This window comes from Chryseobacterium sp. VAUSW3 (genome assembly GCF_002205795.1).
Taxonomy (GTDB): domain Bacteria; phylum Bacteroidota; class Bacteroidia; order Flavobacteriales; family Weeksellaceae; genus Kaistella; species Kaistella yananensis.
Window position 1 is genome coordinate 962823 of the sequence record NZ_NIUY01000001.1, and the last position, 23284, is coordinate 986106.

Sequence of the window (23284 nt, forward strand, 5' to 3'; positions counted from 1 at the left end):
TTAAAACTATATATTATGAGTGCTAATACCAAAGATTTACGAAATGTGGTTTTACTCGGTCATTCCGACAGTGGCAAAACCACGCTGATAGAAACCATGCTTTACGAAGGCGGAGCGATTAAGCGCCGTGGATCAGTCGAAGGACAGAACACGGTGAGCGACCATACAGACCTCGAGCACGAAAAAGGGAAAACTATTTTCTCACACCAGATGTTCGTAAACTGGAAAAACAACAAAATTAACATTATCGATACCCCAGGATTTGACGATTTCGTTGGCGAGGTCGTTTCTTCATTAAAGGTCGCTGATACCGCAGTTATCGTCCTTAATGCTGCAAATGGTGTGGAAGTAGGTACGGAACTGGTTTGGGAATATGTGGAGAAATACCAGACTCCCGCAATCTTCGTTATCAACCAGATGGACCACCCGAAAGCTGATTTCGAGAAAACTCTGGAGCAGGCTAAAGAGCGTTTTGGTTCCAAACTCGTTCCGCTTCAGTATCCGTATAATTCAGGAGCCAATTTCAATGCGATCATTGATGCTTTAAGAATGGTGATGTACGAATTCCCCGCAAACGGAGGCAAACCTGAAAAGAAACCGATTCCCGAAAGCGAAATGGAAAGAGCCAACGAAATGCATAATGCTTTGGTGGAAATCGCTGCGGAGAATGAAGAGGGTTTAATGGAAAAATACTTCGAAGAAGGCAACCTTTCTGAAGAAGAACTCGCCAAAGGAATTACCATCGCATTGGCAAAACAGCAGTTCTTCCCTGTATTCGTCACCAGCGGACTGAAAGATATGGGAAGCGGCCGTTTGATGGGCTTCATCGATGACATTGCTCCCTCACCAGCCGAAAGACCAGCAAGAAAACTGGAAAACGGAGGTGAAATCACTTACGACCCTAATGACAAAACCACGATTTTTATCTATAAAACACTTTCTGAGCCTCAGGTCGGAATGGTTTCCTACTTTAAAGTCCTCAGCGGTAAACTGAAAGCCGGTGATGAACTCGTAAATGCCAATAACGGCGAAACTGAAAGGATTTCCCAACTTTTTGTAGCAGAAGGAAAAGAAAGAATTCCAGTCAATGAACTGGTTGCAGGAGACTTAGGAGTTACAGTAAAACTGAAATATGGTCATTCCAACAACACTTTGAATACAAAAGGTTTAGACCGAAAAGTAAGGCCGATGGAATTCCCTGAAAGCCGCATCAGAAAAGCAGTTTCTACAGACTCCACAGCAGACATGGAAAAACTCGTTACCGCTTTGCATAAAATTGAGGAAGAAGATCCTACCCTGAAAGTGGAACAGTCTGCAGAACTGAAACAGACCATTCTTCATGGTCAGGGACAGCTGCATCTGGATCTGGTAAAACAGCGGTTACAGAAAGAATTCGGTGTGAAGATGAATTTTGATAATCCTAAAATCCCTTACCGCGAAACCATTACGGGAAAAGCCGATGCCGATTACCGTCACAAAAAACAGTCCGGCGGCTCAGGGCAGTTCGGAGAAATCCACATGCGGGTTGAAAATTTCTATGAGGATATGCCGGAACCTACAGGTTTCAACATCCGTCAGAAAGAGATTGAAGATTTGCCTTGGGGCGGAAAACTTGCTTTCTACTGGTGCATCGTGGGCGGAGCGATCGATAACCGCTACATCGGAGCTATTAAGAAAGGCATTATGCAGCAGATGAAAGAAGGCCCGCTAACCGGCTCACACTGCCAGAATATCCGTGTAATAGTTTACGATGGCAAAATGCACAGCGTGGATTCCAATGATATTTCCTTCCAGTTGGCGGCTTCGGGCGCGTTCAGAGAAGGTTTCCACAATGCGAAACCACAGCTGCTGGAACCTATATATTCCGTAGAGATCCTTTGTCCGGACGAAGATACCGGAGACGTAATGGGCGATCTGCAGACCCGCCGCGCGATGATTTCAGGCATGGATTCTGAAGGACATTACCAGAAAATTCTGGCTGAGGTGCCTCTGGCAGAAATGCACGATTACGGTTCCACACTTCGTTCAATTACCGGCGGGAAGGCAAAATTCTCAATGAAATTCTCAGAATATCAACTCGTGCCGCCGAATGTACAGCAGGAATTGGTGAAACAGCATTCTGTAGAACTGGTATAGTAAATTTAAATTAAAAATCTATAAGAACTCAATCAACATGTTGGTTGAGTTTTTTTCATGCGTAAACTCATAAAATAAAATAGCAAATTTAAATAAGACTAATTTGTCTTAATTAAAAATATTATCTAAATTTGTCACAGAATTACACAGTATGCTTTCGAAAACATGTGAATATGCGTTAAGAGCAATGATCTATATCGCGCAGCAATCAAAGGACGGACATATGGTGAATATTAAAGAAATCTCCGAGAAGATCAATTCACCGGAGCTTTTTATCGCCAAAATTCTGCAGAGCCTCAGCAAAAAAGGCTACCTGCAAAGTTCAAAAGGCCGATATGGCGGATTCTGCATTTCCGATAAGGAAGCGGAATTTTCACTGGCAGATATTGTGGAAGCGATTGATGGCAGTAAAATGTTTCATGGCTGTGGATTGGGACTTGAATTCTGTTCAGAGACAAATCCCTGTCCGATTCATAACCAGTACAAAGAAGCCCGCGACAAACTGTATTCAATTTATGGCGAAGTGACGCTGAGCAGTTTCCGAAACGGAAATGAAGCCGATATACTTCAGCTGAAAAGAAGGTAAAAAATTTTAAACAATAATCAGACAAATTGGTCTTAATTAAAAAGCAATAAATCAACCCTAAACCTAATTTAAATAACATGGCAACACTCCAAACACTGAACGTAACCCTTTTAGAACCTAGATTAAAGCATCCCACAGTTTTTAAATATTTCGACGCGTTGGCGGCTGGTGAAAACTTCGTCATCGAAAACGATCACGACCCAAAACCACTTTACTACGAGCTTCTTGCCGAGCGTGGAAACATTTTTACCTGGGAATATCTGGAAAAAGGTCCGGAATGGTTCGTTGTTCAGATTGCAAAAAATCCAACAGAGGAAAGTCACGATATACAAACGTTAGACGTTACCCAACTTGAGCCGCGAATGAAGCATCCTACAGTTTTTAAATATTTCGATGCACTGGCTGCCGGTGAGGCTTTCGTTATTGAAAACGATCACGATCCTAAACCGTTATATTACGAACTTCTAGCCGAACGAGGAAATATCTTCACCTGGGAATATCTGGAACAGGGCCCTGAATGGTTTAAAGTGAAAATCGCCAAAAATCCCGATGAAAACACGCCACAAAAAGGTTCAATTCCTGAAAAGGACGTGAAAAAAGCAGCGCTTTTAAAAGAAAAAGGGGTGACTTTCGGTTGCAGCGATTCCGGTCCGAAATTCCCCGACAATAAAGATTACGACGAATGGGAACTCGGCATGTTGGCCGATTATATCGTGGCGACGCATCACCAGTACATTAAAGATAATGCTGAAAGCCTGAACGGTCTCGCCATAAAAGTCGCCGAACATCACGGGGAAAATAATCCCGAACTGCACCGTGTGGCTACCAGTACGCATCATTTCCTGCAGGATCTGCTCAATCACATTACGAACGAAGAGGAAGTGCTTTTCCCTGTCATCCGGCAGTTGTTGAGTAAAAAAGACAATCCGTCCGAAGTATTAAGCTACGAAGCCGGGACTCTGGATCACCCAATCCGCATCCTGTTAAAGGAGCACGAAATCGCTGGCGAAGACCTCAATTTCCTGAGAAGAATCACCAATAATTTCGCACCTCCGAAAAACGCATGTAACTCTTTTACTTACCTTTATGAAAAACTGAAGGAGTTCGAGAGCGATCTTTATCTCCATCTGCGCATCGAAAACGATTATCTGTTCCCGAGAGCATTAAAGCTGGATGAAGAGATTGCCGCGGCTCATTCATAAAAAAAATCAACAATGGAAAAAAAACCGATCAAACGCAACGAAAATCTGGTTCCCGTTTCCCGCGAACATCACGCAACGCTGCTTTTCTGCTGGAAACTGCGCACCGGTGTAAAAGCGGAAACCGAACCCGAAAGAATGATTCGTTACACCAACTGGTTCTGGTTAAATCATTTACAAAGCCATTTTGCAACGGAAGAAAAACTGCTTTTCATTGATACCGAAGACGAAATGGTGAAGAAAGGGCTGGCCGATCACCAACGGATTCTGGCGAAAATCAATGAAATTAACGTAAGGTCGAACACCAGAACATATCCGCTGTTGCTTGAGCTTGCCACGCTGATCGATGATCACACCCGATATGAAGAGCGTCAGCTTTTCCCTTATCTGGAAGAAAAGTTTTCGGAGCTGGAACTCGGGAAGATTGGTGAAACGCTGCACAGTGAAGACCACGATGCCGTGGAAGATTATGATGATGAATTCTGGGCAAAGGAAAAAAGGAATCATTTATGAAAACAATTTCAATCAATACAAAGATTTCGGAGCTTATCAAAGAAAACTCCGGCAGTGTAGATGCTCTCGCCTCTATTGCGAAACCTTTGGAGAAGCTGAAGAATCCTATTCTCCGCAAGATCATGGCTTCGCGGGTTACTATTGCTGAAGCTTCGAAAATGACGGGAACAAAAGTAGATGATTTCAAGCGCGTGCTTTCGCCGCTGGGATTTATTTTTGAAGGCGACGAATCCGCTAAGGAAGAGTTGTCAGCAGCTCCGAGACCTTTATGGCTGAAAGATGCGCCAAAAGAAATCATTGATTTTTACGATGTGCGCCCGATTATCGACGACGGTGCCGACCCGCTGAAAGAAATTCTTCACCGTTTCAAAGAAGTGAAACCGGGTGAAATTCTCTGCGTGATCAACGGTTTTGTGCCCACGCCTTTAATCCATCTTCTGAAACAGGAAAAAGCCGAAGATACTTTTGTGGAAACCATCAGCGACAAAGAATTCCACACCTATTTCCTGAAGAAAAAGAAAGAAGCGGAGATGGCTGATTCTTTCGAAAGTAAATTACAGATGAATGGCGTTGAAGCCTTCAATGTAATTCTTGCAAAATTCGGTGAAGATCAGATACGCCGGATCGATGTGCGCGGACTTGAAATGCCAGGCCCGATGCACACCATTTTGGGCGAACTCGAAAAACTTCCAGAAGGAAACGCCCTGTTCATCGATCACAAAAGAGTTCCGGTTTATCTTTTAGAAGAACTGGCAGACAAGGATTTCGAAGTTCATATCCATAACGTGGCTGAAGGCGATGTAAAAATGCTTATTTTCAGAAAATAATGGCAGAGATCAACATCGGGAAAGCACCCGGAAACAAAGCAGTACTGCCGTTTTATGCCACGGGAGCCGTAGCTTTTTTGGTGTTGTGTATCGTGATGCTCTGCACGCCGCAGTCGTTTACCCAGCACTATTTCACGCCGCATTTGCTCACCATTGTGCATATCGCTGCGCTGGGCTGGGGAACCATGGTTATTTTCGGGGCTGCGCACCAGCTTTTGCCAGTGATTTGCGAGCAGGATCTGTACAGCGAAAAAATGGCTTCGGCGAGTTGGTACGCCCTTACCGCAGGGATTATTCTCCTTACCTGGAAATTCTGGAATCTCGATGTGGGGTGGATGATGATTACCGGTGGCTCCCTGATCGTGTTCTCGGTTTTGCTTTTCGTTATCAATGTCTGGAAAACTACCCAAATCTGTACAAGATATACCGCCCAGAAACTCCTCATCACAGGTTCTGCGTTCTGGCTGCTTTTTACGGTTTCCGTGGGGCTTTTGCTGGCCATTAATCTGAGTTTAAACACACCCATGTTTCGGGTAAGTCATCTGGAAGTGCTGAAACTTCATGCGCACATGGGCATTGCGGGCTGGTTTCTGCAACTTATTACGGGCGTGAGTACCAAGCTTGTCCCGATGTTTCTGCTGGGGAAATCTTCCAAAGAATACCTCCTCAGAAACGCGTTTATCTTTCAGAATCTGGGACTTATTTTATTCCTGACCGACGGTTATTTCTTTGCCGTAACGGGGCGGGTACTGATATACGCCGCCATTGTTCTGGCAGGCATTATTTGCTGGCTGCTTTATCTTTACGATGTATTCAGAAACCGGTTAAGGAAAAGAATAGAACTGCTGATGAAGCATACGTTTCTTTCTTTTCTGAGTTTAATTCTCGCGGTATTGCTGATTCCTGTGGTGTATTACTCCGATGGTTACCGCTTTACGATGGTTTACGGAACCCTGATTTTCCTCGGGTGGATTACCAATATTATTCTCGGCAAAACCTTCAAAACTTTGCCCTTCATTATCTGGAATAACCAGTATAAACACCTTTCAGGAAAAGCGAAAATTCCGCTGCCCAAAGACCTTTATCATGAAAAGCTCACCATCTGGCAGTTCAGGCTGTTTATTGCGGCGTTCCTGGTTTTTGCCCTCGGGCTGGTGCTTCAGCACTTAACTGTCATCCGAATCGGGTTGGTGTTATGGCTGGCCGTAGCGGTGATGTACTGCCTGAATGTTTTTAAATTACTTCTTCACAAAACAAAAATTTGAACATGATATTCAACGAAAACGATAAAACCTACGATATGCAGAGCCGTGCCGAAATGGCGCTGTACGAAGTGATAGACCCCGAACTGATGGTGAACATCATGGATCTGGGCCTGGTTTATGAAATTAATTTCCCCGAAGAAAACAAAGTTCATATCGTGATGACGCTTACCTCGCAGTTTTGTCCCATGGGCGACGCCATTAAAACCGGGGTACAGAACGCACTGGAAACCGAATTCCCCGGCATCGAGGTAGAAATTGAACTCACCTTCAGCCCCGCCTGGAATTACGACTGCGTTTCGCAGGAAGGCATGATGCAGCTGCAGAACAGGTAGAAAATGAATACAATGTTTCGGCTTTTAACTACTTTTATCAACCTGTATCAAAGTTGAAATTCCACCATGAAAAAAATCCTTTTGCTGCTGTCTGTTTTTGCATTCAGCTTTTTGTTTTCCCAGATCGCCAGAACTTTTACGGTCGGCGGAATTCCGCGGAAAGCAATTCTTTTTGAACCATCGGTAAAGACGGCAAAATCTCCCGTAATCTTTGTGTTTCACGGACATGGCGGCAACGCGCAGTTTGCATCAAATAAAATCGATTTCCAGAATTACGATAAGGAAGCGTTGGTTGTTTTTATGGAAGGCATCCCCGGAATTTCGGGCTATGTGGTGGATAAAAAAGGCCTTCTGAACGGGTGGCAAATGTTCCCGAACGATCACGGCAACCGCGATGTATTATTCTTCGATGAGGTTTTAAAAGATCTGACTAAAAATTACACCATCGATGCTTCGAGAATTTATGTCGTAGGACATTCCAACGGTGCGAGATTCGTGAATGTACTGTGGATAGAAAGAGCGGATAAAATTGCGGCCATCTGTTCCGTTGCGGCGCAGGGCGGCAGGATGATCAAAGGAGCCAAACCGCTTTCGGTTTGGATGAGTATGGGAAAAAACGATCCGCTGGTTCCGTACACGATGCAGAAACGATCTATTCCTATCGTCGCAGATAATCTGAAAACAGATCCCAAAACCGCCTTGGTAAAAGGCGATAAAACCATTTACACCGGAACCAATCATACCGAACTCGTGGTCGAAGAACGCAATGCCGGACATGAATTCCCTCATGAATCTATCCCCGAAATAATAGAATTTTTTAGGAGGAACAGTAAGAAGTAGCAGTTACATACCGCTGAAACTTTTGTTTCACCTTTATGGAACTTTTGTTTCATTATAGTGAAAATTTTGTTTTAGAAGTATGATTTAAAAGTGAGTCGCAAACGCTCTCGACTTTGCTCACGGGGATTTTAAATTATCAGATGGTGCTACACTTTTTATTTTTTTGGATAAGACGACCTCATAAAAATTCAAATGTAATAATGATTTGAGATAATTTCTTTAAGTTTTGACTTGTTGATGCCGCCTCCAACATGCGATATATCTCCAATTTCTTCCAGAGAGTTTATAACATTGTGTTCTATAAGTGTTTTTCCAATGATGGTTTCAAAACTGTCTTTAACACGTTTGTATCTAAAAAACACTTTTGGTTCAGGAGATAATTTAGACTTCATTATTTCAATTTTTTTCTCAAAATAAAATCGCACCGTAGATTCGATCAATTTTTTGTAATCCGTTTTTCCAAGCGTTCTATAGCTTAAGCAGGTATCTGTCTCGTTCAAAGCAAAAGGTGATATATCAATAATCAATAAACCTATTTTATTACACCTATTGATAAAGTCCTGTTTATCGTCTATAGAGATGCGCAGTACATCTTCCAGGTCGCTTTTAAAGAAAAATTGTGAAAAATTTGTTGCAGGATTATAAATGTAATTGCTTTTGTTGCCCCAGAGCGGTGCTTCAGCAATCATAATATAATTTATCTTGTCTATCTCATCAAGATTTTTCAACCAAATATTTTTTATTTTATCAAAAGAGGTTTGGAGATAAAGCAGGTCATTTTTAAAATTTGTACCATAGCCCTTTTTCTGATAAAATGATTTGATTATTTGTTCCATTTTACGGTAATCGAAAACTTCCTGTGAATCAATTTCCATTCTTTCAGCTTCACTATGGCTTAAATAAAGCTTTTTCCCTAACGAGGTTAACCAGTAAACTGTTGGGCCAAAGTAATCTGAAAAAGCGTAGGGTAGCTCTTCTTCATCCAAGATTTCAAGAATACCTTTAAACCAATCAATATATTCTTTATTGTTTCCGATACATTGTTTGAGAAAACCTTCATGCTCCTCGATAAACAGGTCAGCTAGTTGACTTATACTGGGCTCAATTCTATTTAAAGAAATATCAAATTTGTGCTGGATCCACTTTGAGACAATTACTTCTCTATCTGTTTCCGAGAAAAAGCTGCATCTCCAGGAAAGACCTGACGGCGACAAAGATGGAATTATTTTCAGTTTTCCATAACCTTTTTCATGCAAAGCAGCTGCAATGAAAAGCACTCTCTGCATATTGAACATGTATAAATTGGAACTCATTTCACTGAAATTTTTTAGCGATCATTGTTAAAAATCTGTGCCGAGATCGTATTAAATCCAAAACAGAAATTGGTTTACAAATTAGGAAAAATAATGGTAAAAATCCGCTCAGCAATGCCGAACGGATTTCATTATTTTAAGCCTCTTCCAGCTTCACCGTAAAGTGTCTCAAAATATCAGATTCCCACGTAATGTTGTATCCTTTTTCTATTTCGTCGCGTCGGTCGTAAACGTTTTTAATGGCGACAGCGATGTAATCCATGTGATTATTGGTGTACGTTCTGCGCGGAATTGCAAGCCTTACGAGTTCGAGTTTTGGGTAACGGTTTTCACGAGTTTCGGGGTCGCGGTCTGCAAGTAAAGTTCCGATTTCCACGGTGCGGATGCCGGCTTCTTTGTAAATTTCGTTCGCCAAAGTTTGGGCAGGATATTCTTCACGCGGAATATTTGGTAAAAATTTCAATGAATCGATAAACACCGCATGTCCACCAATAGGCTTCTGAATTGGGATTCCGAATTCTATTAGTTTATTTCCAAGATATTCAACCTGTGAAATTCGACTTTCTAAATATTCAAATTCTGTAGCTTCATTTAAACCCACCGCTAAAGCAGCCATATCTCGTCCTGCCATTCCACCGTAGGTAATGAAACCTTCGTAAATAATAGTCATGTTGGAAGCGGCTCGGAAAATAGCTTCGTCATTCAACGCGATAAATCCACCGATGTTGACAAGGCCGTCTTTCTTGGAACTCATGGTCATCCCAACTCCATAAGAAAAAACTTCTTTGCAAATTTCTTTGATGGTGCGGTTTTCCTGACCGGCTTCTCTTCTTTTGATGAAGTAAGCATTCTCTGCAAAACGGGCAGAATCGAAATAAATAGGAATTCCATAACGGTCTGAAAGTTCTTTCACCGCTTTCATGTTTTCCAGTGAAACAGGTTGTCCGCCGGAGGAATTACACGTAATTGTAATTAAACAGAACGGTATTTTTTCTCTAGGATAGGTTTTATAAACATTTTCCAGTTTTTCTAAATCGATGTTTCCTTTGAAAGGGAAAAGGTTTTCAATATCGAAAGCTTCATCCACAGTACAGTCGATGGCGTGAGCTTTCCTAAATTCAATATGTCCTTTGGTGGTGTCGAAATGAGAATTTCCCGGCACAACATCTCCTTCTTTCACCAAAACCGAAAACAGCACATTTTCTGCGGCTCTTCCTTGGTGAGTGGGCAGCAGATATTGGTAGCCGGTGATATTTTTTACCGTGTTGTGCAGATCTTCAAAACTGCGGGATCCGGCGTAGCTTTCATCTCCCGTCATCAGAGCAGCCCATTGTTGGTCGCTCATCGCACCAGTTCCGGAATCGGTTAAAAGATCAATATAAACTTGCGAAGATTTTAAATTGAATAAATTATAGTCGGCGTTTTTCAGCCAGAGTTCACGTTCTTCTTTTGTAGATCGGCGGATTTCTTCCACCATTTTAATTCGATAAGGTTCTGCGTAAGGAAGTTTCATAAATAATGAATAATTAAAAAAATTAATAATTGGAAATTGAGATTTTTGAACAAAATTGGGTAACTCCCGCTTCTTTGTTCATTATTAATTGTTAATTATTTCATTCCGGAGCCTTAAAAACATTGTCATCCGAATGGAAACCTGCAACACCACCACTTACCGCAAATTTCATGGCTTGGGCAGCACTTACATTGTTTAATATTTGAATATTGCTTGCTTCTACAAAAACTACCCAACCCGAAACTGCGTAAGAATGGGGAAGGTAAACCGAAACATAGCCTGGAAATCCCACAGAGGACAGGTCGCGTTGTGTAAGGAATCCGATTCGCCAAATCGCAGGGTTTTCAGTGGTTTTGATGAGGACGGGTTGGTTGAATTTCTTTTTATCGCCCACGAAGGAAGTCATTACATCTTTCAAGGAGCTGTAAATGAATTTAATTCCCGGAGTGTGCTCCAGTAAATAATCAAAACTGTCGACCACAACGCGCCCGATGATAAATTTGTTGCCGAGATATCCGATAAGGGTGGTGGTACCAAGAACCGTGATAAATGTAATACCTGGATAGAGTTTTTCGGAAATCGCAGGAATCATATTATCGATGCTAGAAACGATGTACCAGATAATCCATATCGTTGCTGCAAACGGCCCGATAATTAATAAACCTTGGAAAAAAGATTTTACCAAGGTATTTAGAAGTTGTTCGAAGCGCGTGCGGTCCATTGATGTTTTCAGACTTGTTGTTACTAGCAGTAAAAATACTAAAAATCCGAAAACCGTGGTTAAAAAATACTAGCCGTGAATTGTTTCTTTTTTGCCGTAAGATTTAATGATTTCTGCTTCGTAATCCAGCCACTCTTCCCAGCGTGTATTTACTTTTTCGGGATCACCCAGTTGGCGGGCAAATTTAATAAAGGTGGTGTAATGGTTGGCTTCAGAAATCATTAGTTCTTTGTAGAAAACCTTCAGTTCTTCGTCTTTAATGTTTTCCGTAAGAACTTTGAAGCGTTCGCAGCTTCGGGCTTCGATCATTGCTGCAAAAAGCATTCGGTCGATAATTCTTTCATCGCGTGTGCCTCCGTGTCGGATAAATTTAATGAGTTCGCCCACGTAATCGTCTTTTCTTTCCCTGCCGAATTCGTAACCGCGTTTTTTGATGATTTCATGAACCATCTGAAAATGCTCCAGCTCTTCCTGAGCGATGAGAATCAGTTCGGTGATGATATCGGGATATTCCGGCAACATGGTGATCAAAGTTATTGCATTGGTAGTCGCTTTCTGCTCGCACCAAGCATGGTCGGTAAGGATTTCTTCCAGATTACTTTCGGCGATATTTGCCCATCTTGGATCGGTAAGGAGTTTCAGTTTAAACATGCTAAAAAGTTTGGGTAAAATTACTCAATAATTTTTTCAGTGGAAATCTATGGAATCTTCAATGTAACCGAAGGATTTTTATACTAAAAGAAACAAAAAAGCAAATTATGGCATAAATCTTGAACGTTGCATTTACAACATTAAAAATTTTAAATTATGAACACACAGGTATTAACCAGTAAGTTAGAAAAATTGGGAATCATGATTCTTACATTTTTCTTCAGTGTAATGGCATTTGCTCAGGATGCAACCAAATCTCCGGATCTGAATGTTGATGTAACTACTACTAAAACCACCAGTACTACAGAAGAGTGGTTCACGAACCCACTTTACTGGGTAATTGGTGCGCTCGTTCTCATCATCATTATTGCTTTAGCAGCAAGAGGTGGAGGCAAAAGGGACTAATCACTTGTTCACTTCGTATTATAAAAAACCGTTTCAATATTAATTTGAAGCGGTTTTTTTACGCAGAAATTCGAGGAAGTTCCATCCGAAAGCATCAATTTTCTTCAGACCGACAGCGATTACAAACGCTAAAACAATATTGATGAGGTAAATTAAAATCATCAGTACCCACCACGGCATCGAATCCTGCAGCGGAACCACCAGAAAGTACACCAACGAAGAACTCATGCCCTGTGCAAAGTAAAAGAAAATGGCATTTTTTCCGATAAAAGTAATGATGCTTTCCTTTGTGATTTTCAGCCGGTTGTAGAGCACGAAAAGGGTAACAAGTGAAAACCCTGACCAGAAAATGTAAAGCAGTTTCGGCGGGAATTTCGCTTTATTCATTTTCATGAAAATTTCTTTACCTGAATTCCAGAACAGAATAATTAAAATAAGAATCAAGATTCCATATAGAAACGGAATCCACTGGGTGGGAATTTTTTTCCCTTTCAGTTGGTGGGCTGCAAGAAAAATACCTAAATATAGAGCGACGTAACCCACTTGACCTGTAGGATAATAATGAGGTAAAAGATTGAAGATGAGTGTCAGTCCAAAACATAAACCGATAAACCAGTTGATATGTTTCGGGAAAAACCTGAGGATCAGCACGCCGAAAACAGTTAAAATAAAATACACTTTCAGGTACCAGAAACTTCCCATCACTACAGGAAATGTATCTGCATTGGTGTATTGGTGAAGATACCAGTTGCCGAGATTCTGCCATTGCGGAACATCAGAAATATTGTGTGGAACATATTTCGATCCGAAAGTCGAGTAGAAATCTTTCATCCATTCCAATCCGAAAACATGCAGTCCGAAAACTTTGAAAAAGTAATCAAGAAAGAACAGAAAAGTCACAAAAATCATGAAGGTGATCTGCAGTTTGAGGAGCCGGTAAAGTGTTTTTTCGACATTTCCGCCGGAAGTTAAACCACTTAAAGCATAAAACAGCGGCACATCGATGAGCAGTGATAAAACCCGAATTTCTGTTGGAACATAAAACTGGCCGGACCAAAATACGGTATGAATAAAAATAATGGAAAGCGTGGCAAAACCTTTGGCAAAATCAATGTAGAGATCTCTTTTCATGGTAAACGGGAAAAATCAAATTTAAATTAAATTAAGCGAAATCACTTGATCAGGTCTAAAATTTTTATGCGCCGGAGTTATAAATGTAATTTTCAGGTTTTTAAGCAAAAAAAATCACATCATTGTGGATAAGTGAGAAATATTTCTTACTTTTGCACCTCGAATTAACTAACAAAATTTATAAACAATGTTTGCAATTGTAGAAATAGCAGGGCTTCAATACAAAGTTGAGCAAGACCAGAAGTTGTTTGTAAACCGTTTAAAAGGAGACAAAGGAGCGAAAGTTTCTTTCGATAAAGTTCTTCTTACTGTAAACGGTACTACAACAATCGGCGCCCCGGCTGTAAGCGGTATCACTGTAGATGCTGAAATCTTAGACCATGTAAAAGCTGATAAAGTAATCATCTTCAAGAAGAAAAGAAGAAAAGGTTACGAAAAGAAAAATGGTCACAGACAGTCTTTAACCCAAATCGTAATTACTGGAATTACAGGTTTCGATAACGGTAAAAAAGAAAAAAAAGCTGAGCCAAAAGCTAAAAAAGAAGCTGTAGTGAAAGAAGAAAAACCAGCAGCTAAAAAAACAACCAAAAAAGCAGACAGCGAAACTGCTGAATAATTTTAACCCAAAAACCTTAAAATAAAATGGCACACAAAAAAGGAGTTGGTAGTTCCAAAAACGGTAGAGAATCGCATTCCAAAAGATTGGGCGTGAAGATTTTCGGAGGTCAGGAAGCTATTGCCGGAAACATCATCGTGAGACAGAGAGGTACACAACACCACCCAGGTGAAAACGTGGGAATGGGTAAAGACCACACACTGCACGCATTAGTTGACGGGAAAGTAGTTTTCAGAAAGAAACAAAACAACAGATCTTTCGTATCTATTGAACCAAACGCATAATTTTACTGCGTCCCGATCATCATCGGACTATAAAAATTAAATCCTCAGCCGCAAGACTGGGGATTTTTTTGTTGAAATAAACCCGTTAAACCGTTCATTTAATTTTGAGCAGAGAAATTTAATTTTGAATTCATCCATATTTCATATTCAAATCTTACTTTTGGAAAAACAGATATGGAAAAGAGAGAAGTTGAAATCGTTGTTCTTTCGGACATTCATTTGGCAACTTACGGCTGTCACGCTACAGAATTGGTTGCGTATCTGAAAAGTATCAAACCCAGACTTCTTATTCTGAATGGTGATATCATTGATGGATGGGCGTTCTCGAAAAAATATTTTCCGAATTCGCACATGGCCGTGCTGAGTGAGTTTTTCCGGATGATGAAAAGCGAAACCCAGATCATCTATATTACCGGAAATCATGATGAATTCCTGAGGAAATATTCGGATTTAACGATGGGAAATCTGTTTCTGACGGATAAATATCTTCTGGAAATCAACGGAAAAAAACATTGGTTTTTCCACGGCGATATTTTCGATCACACCACAAAAGGCGGTGCAAAAATTATTGCGAAAATCGGCGGAATCGGTTACGACTGGCTGATTCTTGTGAATCGCGCGATCAACTTTCTCCTCGAAAGTATGGGAAAGAAAAAAGTCTCGCTTTCGAAAAGAATTAAAAATTCCGTAAAAAACGCAGTGAAATTTATTGGTGATTTTGAAGAAAAAGCCATCGAAATTGCCATCGAAAACAAATACGATTATGTTATCTGCGGGCATATTCACCAGCCTGCAGACCGATTAATCACCAAAGAAAACGGAAAAGTACGTTACCTGAATTCCGGCGACTGGATCGAAAATCTATCGTATCTGGAATACAACAACGGCGAATGGAGCCTCATTTTCTTTGATGAGACCAAATTCGACAAACCTGAAATTGTGACCAGCGATACTTCCGTCAACCTGGAAGAACTAATTCATCCTAATGTTTTTGCAGCATTTGTTGGACAGAAAATATGATTTATTTGTTTAAAAAGGCGTCCCATCCCTGCGCATTCAGTGCAATCAATTCATTACTGCCTCTTGCTACCAAATAATTTCCTAGATCTAATTCCACAGCATGACCGATAATACTGAAATCCGGATGATTCCTGATTTTTTCGAAGTCTTCAGGTGCTACGGTAAACAGCAATTCGTAATCTTCACCACCGTTCATGGCGCACATGGCAGGATTCAGATTCAGTTCCTCAGCGGTAGAAATCGTGAGAGAATCCATTGGGATTTTTTCTTCGTACAGGCGGAAGCCCACTTTACTTTGATCCGACAAATGAAGGATTTCCGAAGATAAGCCATCAGAAACATCAATCATAGATGTTGGTTTCACGCCAAGTTCTTCCAACGTCTTTTTGATGTCGGTCCGCGCTTCCGGTTTCAGCTGTTTTTCCAGAATATAATCGTAACCTTCCATTTCAGGCTGCATATTCGGATTAGCAAGAAATACGGCGTGCTCGCGTTCCAGAATCTGCAAACCGAGATACGCACCGCCCAGATCTCCTGTTACGACAAGCAGATCGTTCGGTTTTGCACCATTTCTTTTTACGATATTCTCTGAATTTTCTAAGCCGATCGCCGTAATACTCATCACCAAACCGGAATTGGAACTTGTAGTGTCGCCGCCAACCAAATCAACTTTATAACGTTTACAGGCCAACGCGATTCCGGCGTAAATTTCTTCGAGCGCTTCTACCGGAAACCGGTTCGAAATTGCGAGAGAAACCAGAATCTGTGTGGGAACAGCATTCATGGCTGCAATATCGCTCAGATTAACAACCACCGCTTTATAGCCCAAATGTTTCAGCGGCACATAACCTAAATTAAAATGAACTCCTTCAGCCAAAACATCGGTAGTAACCACTACTCGCTGGTTTCCGGGATTAATTACAGCAGCGTCATCACCAATCGAAACTTCTGTAGAATCATTATCAAAACTAAAGTTTTCGGTCAGGTGTTTGATAAGGCCAAATTCGCCGTATGCAGAAATCGGGGTAAGTTGCGGACTTTTATCTTCGAGCATAATTTTAATTTTTTCAGCTAAAATAGCGGTTAGTCTTCCTCTTTGCCTTTTTTCCAGGTGAAGGTTCCTCTTTTATGGAACGCTTCCACATTTTCAGGCTTGAAAGGCAAAGCTCTAAGGTCTTCTCTTGTTAAAATTTTAGTGTTTTCGGTACTGAATTCATTCATTACTTCCACAATTTCTTCCGGCGGAGTAGTGGTTTTTCTCAGCATCATGTCGATCCAGATTCCTGTTGCTTCCGATGTCGCACAATGCGTACCATCCGGAAGATAAAATTTGTGAACAAACTGGTAAATGCTTGCATCTTCAGACATTCCGGCAATTTCCAGACTTACATATACGGTTTGGTCGGCATAAATTTCCTTAAAAAAGGAATACCTTTCATGAAGAATTACAGGACCAATTCCCCATCGGCTAAGTTCTTTAAGTCCCATTTGATGGGTGTTCATAAAGGCCATTCGGGTTTGCGCACAATACTGAACGTATGAAGAATTGGCAAGATGTTTATTGGCATCAATGTCGCTCCAGCGGACTTCAAATTTATGATGATATACTGACATATTTTTAGGTTTAATATTTTGGGCAATCCCCTCGCCAGGCTTTACCCACAGCTCGGGTCGGGCTTTTCATTACAATCTTTTTCCGGCTTGGCCGCCAAAAAAAGGATTTCCATTGCAATCCCTATTGCGGAAGTGGTGTCTCCAAAATAGACTGTTGAATGAAGGCACAAAATTACGCATTAATCATGGGCTGGAAAAATTGTATTTTTGCATCTCCAGAAATTTTCATTCCACCGCGGACTGAATTCAGGGAAGTTTTAGATTAAAAGATGCAGAAAAAGAAAATTATCATTATCGGAGGCGGTGCAGCAGGTTTTTTCTGCGCCGCAAATCTGGACGCTAACAAATTAAGTGTTACCATTTTGGAGCAAAATTCGGATGTGCTGCAGAAAGTGAAAATTTCCGGAGGCGGAAGATGCAATGTTTCGCATGCATGTTTTGATCCTAAAGAACTCGTAGGGTTTTATCCGCGGGGCAATAAAGAACTGCTCAGCGTATTTCATAAATTTCAGCCGGGAGATACCATGGATTGGTTCGAGAAAAGAAATGTTGCACTGAAAATTGAAAGCGATAACAGAATTTTTCCGGAAACCAATTCGTCTCAAACCATTATGGACACGTTGGTAAATGAAGTTCTGAGGAGGAAATTTAAAATCGAAACAAAAATAGTGGTTTTAGATATTCAGCGACAGAATGAACAGTATTTGGTGATCACAAACTCCGGCGAATATCTTGCTGACTATATTATTTATACCACAGGAAGCTCTCCCAAATCACTGAAAATACTTCAGAATTTGGGTCATAAGATCGTAGAACCAGTTCCATCTCTTTTTACATTTAATATCAAAAACGAAGTTTTAAAGGATTTGATGGGCACAAGTTTTCCAAATGCTGAAGTATCCATCCCAGAATTGAAAATGGAAGAATCAGGACCGATGCTGATTACCCACTGGGGACTTTCGGGTCCGGCAATTCTGAAAATCTCTGCTTGGAAAGCAAGGGAACTCGCTGCGCTGAAATACCGGTTTCATATTCGCGTAAATTTTTTAGGCATGGATAAAGATGATGCTGAAGAAGCCTTTAAAAATTACAGAAACCAAAATCCTAAAAAAACCATAGGAAATTCAAAAATTTACAATATAACCACCCGATTTTGGCACCGGATTCTTTGGATTTCAAAAGTTAATTTAGAGAAAAATATTTCGAATATTACTGCCAGAGAAATTCAGAATATCATCCAAAATCTGTGTGAAAACGAAATGTCAGTTTCTGGAAAGTCGACTTATAAAGACGAATTTGTAACTGCTGGCGGCGTGGAACTTAAAGAGGTTGATTTTAAGAATATGTCTTCTAAAATCCTCAGTAATTTTTATCTTGCCGGTGAAGTGCTTAATATTGATGCTGTTACAGGCGGATTTAATTTTCAGGCCTGCTGGAGCGAAGCCTGGCTGATGGCCCAGGATTTGAATTCTAAGGAATAATCCGCCCGAAATGATTCTGTAATCATTTATTTTATTAATTTTGGGCAGCTTAACTTTTAAAAAATGAAGAAATACTTTTCAATATTCACTTTACTTGTCATCCTTAGCGTAACTTCTTGCCAAACAAGAGTTGTAAGTCAGCAGAAACCGATGCAAAAGAACTCACTCGAACTGTACCAGAAGTATACTTTCCAGACGAACGACGGTAAACTAACCAAAATGGAAGTTCTGAAGCAGGATGATACACAGATCTACGGAAAAACAAAAACCGGCGAAGATATTGTTATCGCAAAAGCTGATGTACGCGAAGCCAGAAAACTCGATGTCTTTTCATCAATTGTAGTTGGATTGGCTGCAGTTGCTGCCGTAATATTTGTTCCGATTTAATAAAAAAGTACAAATAAAAAATAGGAAAGACTCAGTATTGTTCTGAGTCTTTGTTGTTATTAATGAGCTCAATTATTTAAAAATTTTCCCCACAATATTACCAATTTCAACAAAATCATCAGCATTGCCGATATCGCGGGCCTGTTTTTCGTATTCGGATTTTGTTTTTCTGGACGGGAAAATCAGCAAATAATTTCTGTATCTAAAATGATCGTTGAGATATTTAGGGACATCCTGCATTTGCGGCAGGAACGAAATCATTTCTCGGTTCGCCATAAATAAAATCAGCGCGTCATTTTCCTTCATTTTTCCGAAGATTCTTTTCATCTCATTCCAGTCGTTGAAAATGTAGAAAGAAGCTTCAATATTTACCTTTTTCCTAATTTTTTCGATGACTTTGATGGTTTTTTCATTCCCGTAAAATTCTATTTTCGTACCGGAATTTCTCGCTATATTCCAAACTTTCAGCAAAGAATGGAAAAATCCGGATTCCAGATGTACTTTTTCAGGAAGTATAACAAAATACCTCTGAATGGTAGAAACGGGCTGCGAAGCGTGATAAACAAGCATGTTTGCAGAGATATTATCCAGATATCCGCCGTACAGATTGTGTACGAAACTTTGGGAAAAACCTTTGTCGGGATCTACCCCAATCATCAAATCCGTAATTTCGTATTCTTTAATTTCGTTATTTACACCTTTAATTACATCAACATCATATCTTGTAAGCGGTGTAATTTTTACATCCGCTGCGGCGCCTATGTTTTGTGCCTGATGCAAAAGTTTTTCAGCATTCTTTTTCGAGGATTCGTTTTTTTCTTCACTTATAATGTTTAAAACATAAATATTTTCTTTGTTATTTTTTGACTTAAGAAGTAGTGAAAGATTAGTCATCGGTTCTACAGTAACCGGATGGTTTACAGCGAGTAAGATGTTTTCAGCATCCGGATTCGAATCTGTAATTGGGTTTTCATCCTCTGATTTTACAAGTTTTTGAGCATTTTTCTGGGTGACAAAAGAAGAAACAGTACAGGAAACTAAAATGAGAAGAATACTCCCGTTCAGCACACTTTCATCCAGAAGACGGATCGGCTGGCCTTCTTCGGTTTCCCCAATGATAATGTTGTATCCAACCATTACTATAGCCAGAGTTGCGGCGGCATGCGCAGCACTTAAGCCAAAAATTACGCCGCCCTGTTCTTTGGTGAGTCGGAAGGTTTTTTGAGTGGCAACGGCTGCAAGGTATTTCGAAAGTACTCCGATTACGGTCATTAAAAGAGCAATTTCAATGGTTTTGCTGTCTTTAAAAAAGATTTTGAAATCGATCAGCATACCTACACTGATGAGGAAAAAAGGAATAAAAATAGCATTTCCTACAAATTCTACCCGATTCATTAATGCTGAAGTATGAGGAATGAGTCTGTTTAGCGCCAAACCTGCGAAAAATGCGCCGATAATAGCTTCTACACCAGCCAGTTCTGCCAGAAGTGCAGCCAGATAAATCATCACCAGAACAAAGATATACTGGGAAATACTATCATTTACTTTTTTGAAAAACCATCGGCCTACAATCGGAAAACCGAATAAGACCACAGCACTGAAAAGTACCATCGAAACCGAAAGTTTGGTCCAGAATGCGGCATCAACTTCGCCCTGGGTAATTCCTACACAGACTGCCAACACCAAAAGTGCCAGAATATCAGTAATCATTGTTCCACCTACGGTGATATTCACAGGAAGGGATTTCGCAATGCCGAGTTTGCTGACAATAGGATAGGAAATGAGCGTGTGCGAAGAAAATATACTGGCAAAAACAATAGAAGTAAGCCATGAAAAATTAAACAGAAAATGCGCAGACAAGATCCCAAGGATAAACGGAATGGCAAAGGTATAAAAGCCAAAACTTACACTTTTCCATTTGTTTTTCTTGAATTCGGCAAGATCAATTTCGAGACCTGCCAAAAACATAATATAAAGCAGCCCGGTTGTTCCTGTAACTACAATACTGCTGTCCCGGGAGAGAATATTAAAACCGTTTGGCCCTACTACAGCACCGGCAATGATGAGCCCAAGCAGATGCGGAACTTTAATTTTGTTCAGCAGAATCGGTGCAAAAAGAATGATGATCAAAACGACCAAAAACTTCAGAACCGGATCTTCCAGTGGCAAAGAAAAATTGGCGACACTTAGAATGGTAATCATAATTTGGTTTTTGATTTTTCTAACTCTAGGGTAAATTTCGCGACACAGTTATTATTTGCGCTTACCTTGCGGATACCTTTTAGGCTGTTTGCCTGAAGATTATTCCAGATCAGATTAATTTCTGTCTTTCGGGTAGAAGTTGAATCTTCTTTTGATTGAAGATTAAGTTCCGAATTGCTGTAATTTCCGCTGTAAACTTTCAGATTGCCGGATCGGTCGGTAACTTTTGCCAGAACGGTTTTTCCGTTTTCAGAAAATTCCCAAATATCGGTTCTTTGGTCACCAATTGCATGTTCCGGGCAGTTCGATTCGGTACAAACCATTTTGCCGTTCCATTTTCCAAGGATATTTGCGGGTAATGTATTCACCACTACAGAATCTGCCTGAGTGATGATGCTGTCGCGCATTGCGAGTAGATTCCGGTATTCATCTTCTTTAGCAGCAAATTCTTTTTCTTTCTGGATAAGGCTGTTTTCTCTTTCTTCCAGTTTTTTCTCTTTTTCAGTGTCGGTGCAAGAAGTGAAAGGCAGCAGTAAAATAAAACAGATAATCGACAGAATCCTCATGAGTAAATATTTTGGTGTTTTTAAAAATAACAAAAAAAGCCAAGACTGAAAAATCCTGACTCTAATTTTTTTTTGTGAAGCGCTGCAAAATTAGGCTTTCATTTTTGCAATCACATCAATTCCGCCTTTGGTTTTATCGCCAATTTTACAGATGATTTCTGTATCGAGAGGTAAAAATACATCCATCCTGGAACCGAATTTAATAAATCCGAATTCGTGGCCGGCTTTTGCGTTATCACCTTCGTTACAGTAAAATACAATTCGTCGTGCAACATAACCTGCAATCTGACGGAAAACAACTTTGTGATTGGTAAGACTTTCTACCGCTACAGTGGTTCTTTCGTTTTCGGTGGAAGATTTTTCGTGCCAGGCAACCAAATATTTCCCCGGATGGTACTTTTTGTAAATAACCTTTCCTGAAACGGGATAACGGCAAATGTGTACATTGAGCGGAGACATGAAAATAGAAACCTGAATAGCTTTCCCTTTAATAAATTCGTCTTCATCCACTTCTTTAATCATCACCACTTTACCGTCAACCGGTGCAATTACATTTTCCTTATGATCCTGAATATCGCGGTTTGGCACTCTGAAGAACCAGAATACAAGACCATAAATAATTAAAAGCGGAATAATAATCAACAGTGACCACTCCCGAAGAAAATAAACCGAGAGAAATGCTGCGGCTGCAAATACAATGCTTGCAACAATAATGGTTCCTTTTGATTCCTTATGTAGTTTCATGGATTTATATAAATTTTTCTAAAATAAAGTACAAATATACAACAGGCGCACAGATAATAAAACTGTCTAAGCGATCCAGAATTCCGCCGTGCCCGGGAATTACATTTCCTGAATCTTTTACCCCGAAATTTCTTTTCAGCTGGCTTTCTACCAAATCACCAAACGGTGCAAATACAGAAACCAAAAATCCTACAACAATCCAGTTACCACGGAGATCGGGATGAAATCTTTCAATGAAAAAAGCGACAACCAAAGTCAGCAGAACACCGCCGGCAAATCCTTCCCAGGTTTTTTTGGGAGAAATTTTAGGGGCCATTTTATGTTTACCGAAAAATTTACCGGTGAAAAATGCAAAACTGTCACTGCTCCAGATCAGAGCGAAAAGAAAGAATACCTCTAAAGTGAAAGTTTCGTTTACCACAGAAAATTTTGGTAGTCCTAATGCGAAACCAAAGGGCAGTGCGGTATAAATAACGGTGAAAATAAGTTTTCCATTGTCGTAGTATAATTCCTTTGAAAAACGGAATAAAGTAAAAACAGCGATTACGATAAGCGAAAGTGCCAGTATTTCGGATAAATTGAAATCGTAATAAAATCCGTGTTGAAAGTATCTTTTGGAAAAACGGTAAAAAACAAAAACGATGATGGGAAATACCACCCATTTTTCCCAGCTTTTAGGATTGAATTTCATCATTCTTACGCATTCCCAGGCTCCCAGAAAAAGAAATATCGTGATTAAACCGTAATAAAGCGTGTGTGGCTGAATGAGTCCCGGCGAAATTTTATTGATCAGGCTGGCACCCCAGGGTGTTGTGCACAGAATGACCAGCAAGCCATATAAAGCACCTCCGAAAATGCGTTGAACTAGATTTTTATCCAAAATTGAATGATTATAAGTTAAGAGGTTGAAAACTTTGAATTAAAAAAACTCAAAGAAA

General features: G+C 40.3%; 25 protein-coding genes. 14 read left to right on the forward strand and 11 right to left on the reverse strand.

All coding sequences use genetic code 11. The annotated features are described in order from the left end of the window. Window positions 1-15 precede the first annotated feature (15 nt). The 8 genes from CDW55_RS04345 to CDW55_RS04380 all read left to right on the forward strand — a co-directional run bounded on the left by CDW55_RS04345 (window position 16) and on the right by CDW55_RS04380 (window position 7698). Complete coding sequence (locus tag CDW55_RS04345) at window positions 16-2136, forward strand: elongation factor G (protein ID WP_088468474.1); 2121 nt, start codon at window positions 16-18, stop codon at window positions 2134-2136. 151 nt (window positions 2137-2287) lie between these two features. Further along, window positions 2288-2722 carry an RrF2 family transcriptional regulator gene (locus CDW55_RS04350; RefSeq protein WP_088468475.1) on the forward strand — a complete coding sequence of 145 codons (435 nt, stop codon included), beginning with the start codon at window positions 2288-2290 and terminating at the stop codon, window positions 2720-2722. Between the two features lie 77 nt (window positions 2723-2799). After that, complete coding sequence (locus CDW55_RS04355) at window positions 2800-3924, forward strand: DUF2249 domain-containing protein (protein WP_088468476.1); 1125 nt, start codon at window positions 2800-2802, stop codon at window positions 3922-3924. A gap of 12 nt (window positions 3925-3936) precedes the next feature. After that, complete coding sequence (locus tag CDW55_RS04360; RefSeq protein ID WP_088468477.1) at window positions 3937-4434, forward strand: hemerythrin domain-containing protein; 498 nt, start codon at window positions 3937-3939, stop codon at window positions 4432-4434. Continuing rightward, window positions 4431-5261, forward strand: coding sequence for a DUF2249 domain-containing protein (locus CDW55_RS04365; RefSeq protein ID WP_088468478.1), 831 nt, complete (start codon window positions 4431-4433; stop codon window positions 5259-5261). Before CDW55_RS04360 ends, CDW55_RS04365 begins: the two co-directional genes overlap by 4 nt. Continuing rightward, on the forward strand, window positions 5261-6526 hold the full coding sequence (locus CDW55_RS04370; protein ID WP_088468479.1) for a hypothetical protein: 1266 nt from the start codon (window positions 5261-5263) through the stop codon (window positions 6524-6526). Before CDW55_RS04365 ends, CDW55_RS04370 begins: the two co-directional genes overlap by 1 nt. Window positions 6527-6528: 2 nt before the next feature. After that, on the forward strand, window positions 6529-6858 hold the full coding sequence (locus CDW55_RS04375) for a metal-sulfur cluster assembly factor (protein WP_228399605.1): 330 nt from the start codon (window positions 6529-6531) through the stop codon (window positions 6856-6858). Between the two features lie 66 nt (window positions 6859-6924). Continuing rightward, window positions 6925-7698 carry an alpha/beta hydrolase family esterase gene (locus CDW55_RS04380; RefSeq protein ID WP_088468480.1) on the forward strand — a complete coding sequence of 258 codons (774 nt, stop codon included), beginning with the start codon at window positions 6925-6927 and terminating at the stop codon, window positions 7696-7698. A gap of 188 nt (window positions 7699-7886) precedes the next feature. On the opposite strand, the gene CDW55_RS04385 is transcribed toward CDW55_RS04380, so the two are convergent. The 4 genes from CDW55_RS04385 to CDW55_RS04400 all read right to left on the reverse strand — a co-directional run bounded on the left by CDW55_RS04385 (window position 7887) and on the right by CDW55_RS04400 (window position 11896). Next, window positions 7887-9011: a hypothetical protein gene (locus CDW55_RS04385; protein WP_088468481.1), complete on the reverse strand. Its 1125-nt coding sequence runs from the start codon at window positions 9009-9011 to the stop codon at window positions 7887-7889. 136 nt (window positions 9012-9147) lie between these two features. Further along, on the reverse strand, window positions 9148-10524 hold the full coding sequence (locus tag CDW55_RS04390) for a tryptophanase (RefSeq protein WP_088468482.1): 1377 nt from the start codon (window positions 10522-10524) through the stop codon (window positions 9148-9150). 100 nt (window positions 10525-10624) lie between these two features. After that, window positions 10625-11245 (reverse strand): DUF502 domain-containing protein, encoded by a 621-nt coding sequence (locus CDW55_RS04395; protein ID WP_088468483.1) that lies wholly within the window; start codon window positions 11243-11245, stop codon window positions 10625-10627. A gap of 69 nt (window positions 11246-11314) precedes the next feature. Then, complete coding sequence (locus CDW55_RS04400; RefSeq protein ID WP_088468484.1) at window positions 11315-11896, reverse strand: tRNA-(ms[2]io[6]A)-hydroxylase; 582 nt, start codon at window positions 11894-11896, stop codon at window positions 11315-11317. Between the two features lie 156 nt (window positions 11897-12052). Between CDW55_RS04400 and CDW55_RS04405 the strand changes: the two genes are divergently transcribed. Further along, window positions 12053-12301 carry a hypothetical protein gene (locus tag CDW55_RS04405; RefSeq protein ID WP_088468485.1) on the forward strand — a complete coding sequence of 83 codons (249 nt, stop codon included), beginning with the start codon at window positions 12053-12055 and terminating at the stop codon, window positions 12299-12301. A gap of 39 nt (window positions 12302-12340) precedes the next feature. Here the strand turns inward: CDW55_RS04405 and CDW55_RS04410 are convergent, their stop codons facing one another. Continuing rightward, complete coding sequence (locus tag CDW55_RS04410) at window positions 12341-13432, reverse strand: acyltransferase family protein (RefSeq protein WP_088468486.1); 1092 nt, start codon at window positions 13430-13432, stop codon at window positions 12341-12343. A gap of 187 nt (window positions 13433-13619) precedes the next feature. On the opposite strand from CDW55_RS04410, the gene rplU reads away from it, so the two are divergent. The 3 genes from rplU to CDW55_RS04425 all read left to right on the forward strand — a co-directional run bounded on the left by rplU (window position 13620) and on the right by CDW55_RS04425 (window position 15352). Continuing rightward, window positions 13620-14048 carry a 50S ribosomal protein L21 gene (rplU, locus tag CDW55_RS04415; RefSeq protein WP_088468487.1) on the forward strand — a complete coding sequence of 143 codons (429 nt, stop codon included), beginning with the start codon at window positions 13620-13622 and terminating at the stop codon, window positions 14046-14048. Between the two features lie 26 nt (window positions 14049-14074). Continuing rightward, window positions 14075-14332: a 50S ribosomal protein L27 gene (gene rpmA, locus CDW55_RS04420; RefSeq protein WP_027376950.1), complete on the forward strand. Its 258-nt coding sequence runs from the start codon at window positions 14075-14077 to the stop codon at window positions 14330-14332. A gap of 174 nt (window positions 14333-14506) precedes the next feature. After that, the gene (locus CDW55_RS04425; protein ID WP_088468488.1) at window positions 14507-15352 is read left to right on the forward strand and encodes a UDP-2,3-diacylglucosamine diphosphatase; all 846 of its coding nucleotides are present in this window, start codon (window positions 14507-14509) and stop codon (window positions 15350-15352) included. A gap of 1 nt (window position 15353) precedes the next feature. Here the strand turns inward: CDW55_RS04425 and thiL are convergent, their stop codons facing one another. Both thiL and CDW55_RS04435 read right to left on the reverse strand, forming a co-directional pair. Continuing rightward, complete coding sequence (gene thiL, locus CDW55_RS04430) at window positions 15354-16406, reverse strand: thiamine-phosphate kinase (protein ID WP_088468489.1); 1053 nt, start codon at window positions 16404-16406, stop codon at window positions 15354-15356. A 29-nt stretch (window positions 16407-16435) separates the two neighbouring features. Beyond that, window positions 16436-16966, reverse strand: a complete 531-nt coding sequence (locus CDW55_RS04435) for an acyl-CoA thioesterase (RefSeq protein WP_088468490.1) — start codon at window positions 16964-16966, stop codon at window positions 16436-16438. A 269-nt stretch (window positions 16967-17235) separates the two neighbouring features. On the opposite strand from CDW55_RS04435, the gene CDW55_RS04440 reads away from it, so the two are divergent. Together CDW55_RS04440 and CDW55_RS04445 are read left to right on the forward strand one after the other, a co-directional pair. Then, window positions 17236-18447 carry an NAD(P)/FAD-dependent oxidoreductase gene (locus CDW55_RS04440; protein WP_088468491.1) on the forward strand — a complete coding sequence of 404 codons (1212 nt, stop codon included), beginning with the start codon at window positions 17236-17238 and terminating at the stop codon, window positions 18445-18447. A gap of 63 nt (window positions 18448-18510) precedes the next feature. Then, window positions 18511-18834 (forward strand): bacteriophage spanin2 family protein, encoded by a 324-nt coding sequence (locus CDW55_RS04445; RefSeq protein WP_088468492.1) that lies wholly within the window; start codon window positions 18511-18513, stop codon window positions 18832-18834. 72 nt (window positions 18835-18906) lie between these two features. Here CDW55_RS04445 and CDW55_RS04450 read toward each other — a convergent pair whose 3' ends face one another. From CDW55_RS04450 to CDW55_RS04465, 4 genes are all read right to left on the reverse strand, one after another. Further along, complete coding sequence (locus tag CDW55_RS04450) at window positions 18907-21036, reverse strand: cation:proton antiporter (protein WP_228399606.1); 2130 nt, start codon at window positions 21034-21036, stop codon at window positions 18907-18909. Continuing rightward, complete coding sequence (locus CDW55_RS04455) at window positions 21033-21602, reverse strand: hypothetical protein (protein WP_088468493.1); 570 nt, start codon at window positions 21600-21602, stop codon at window positions 21033-21035. The genes CDW55_RS04450 and CDW55_RS04455 overlap by 4 nt, the downstream gene beginning before the upstream one ends. Before the next feature lie 90 nt (window positions 21603-21692). Next, window positions 21693-22346 carry a phosphatidylserine decarboxylase family protein gene (locus CDW55_RS04460; protein WP_088468494.1) on the reverse strand — a complete coding sequence of 218 codons (654 nt, stop codon included), beginning with the start codon at window positions 22344-22346 and terminating at the stop codon, window positions 21693-21695. Window positions 22347-22350: 4 nt separating this feature from the next. After that, a complete protein-coding gene (locus CDW55_RS04465; RefSeq protein WP_088468495.1) occupies window positions 22351-23226 on the reverse strand; it encodes a phosphatidate cytidylyltransferase in 876 nt (291 codons plus the stop codon). Window positions 23227-23284 lie beyond the last annotated feature (58 nt).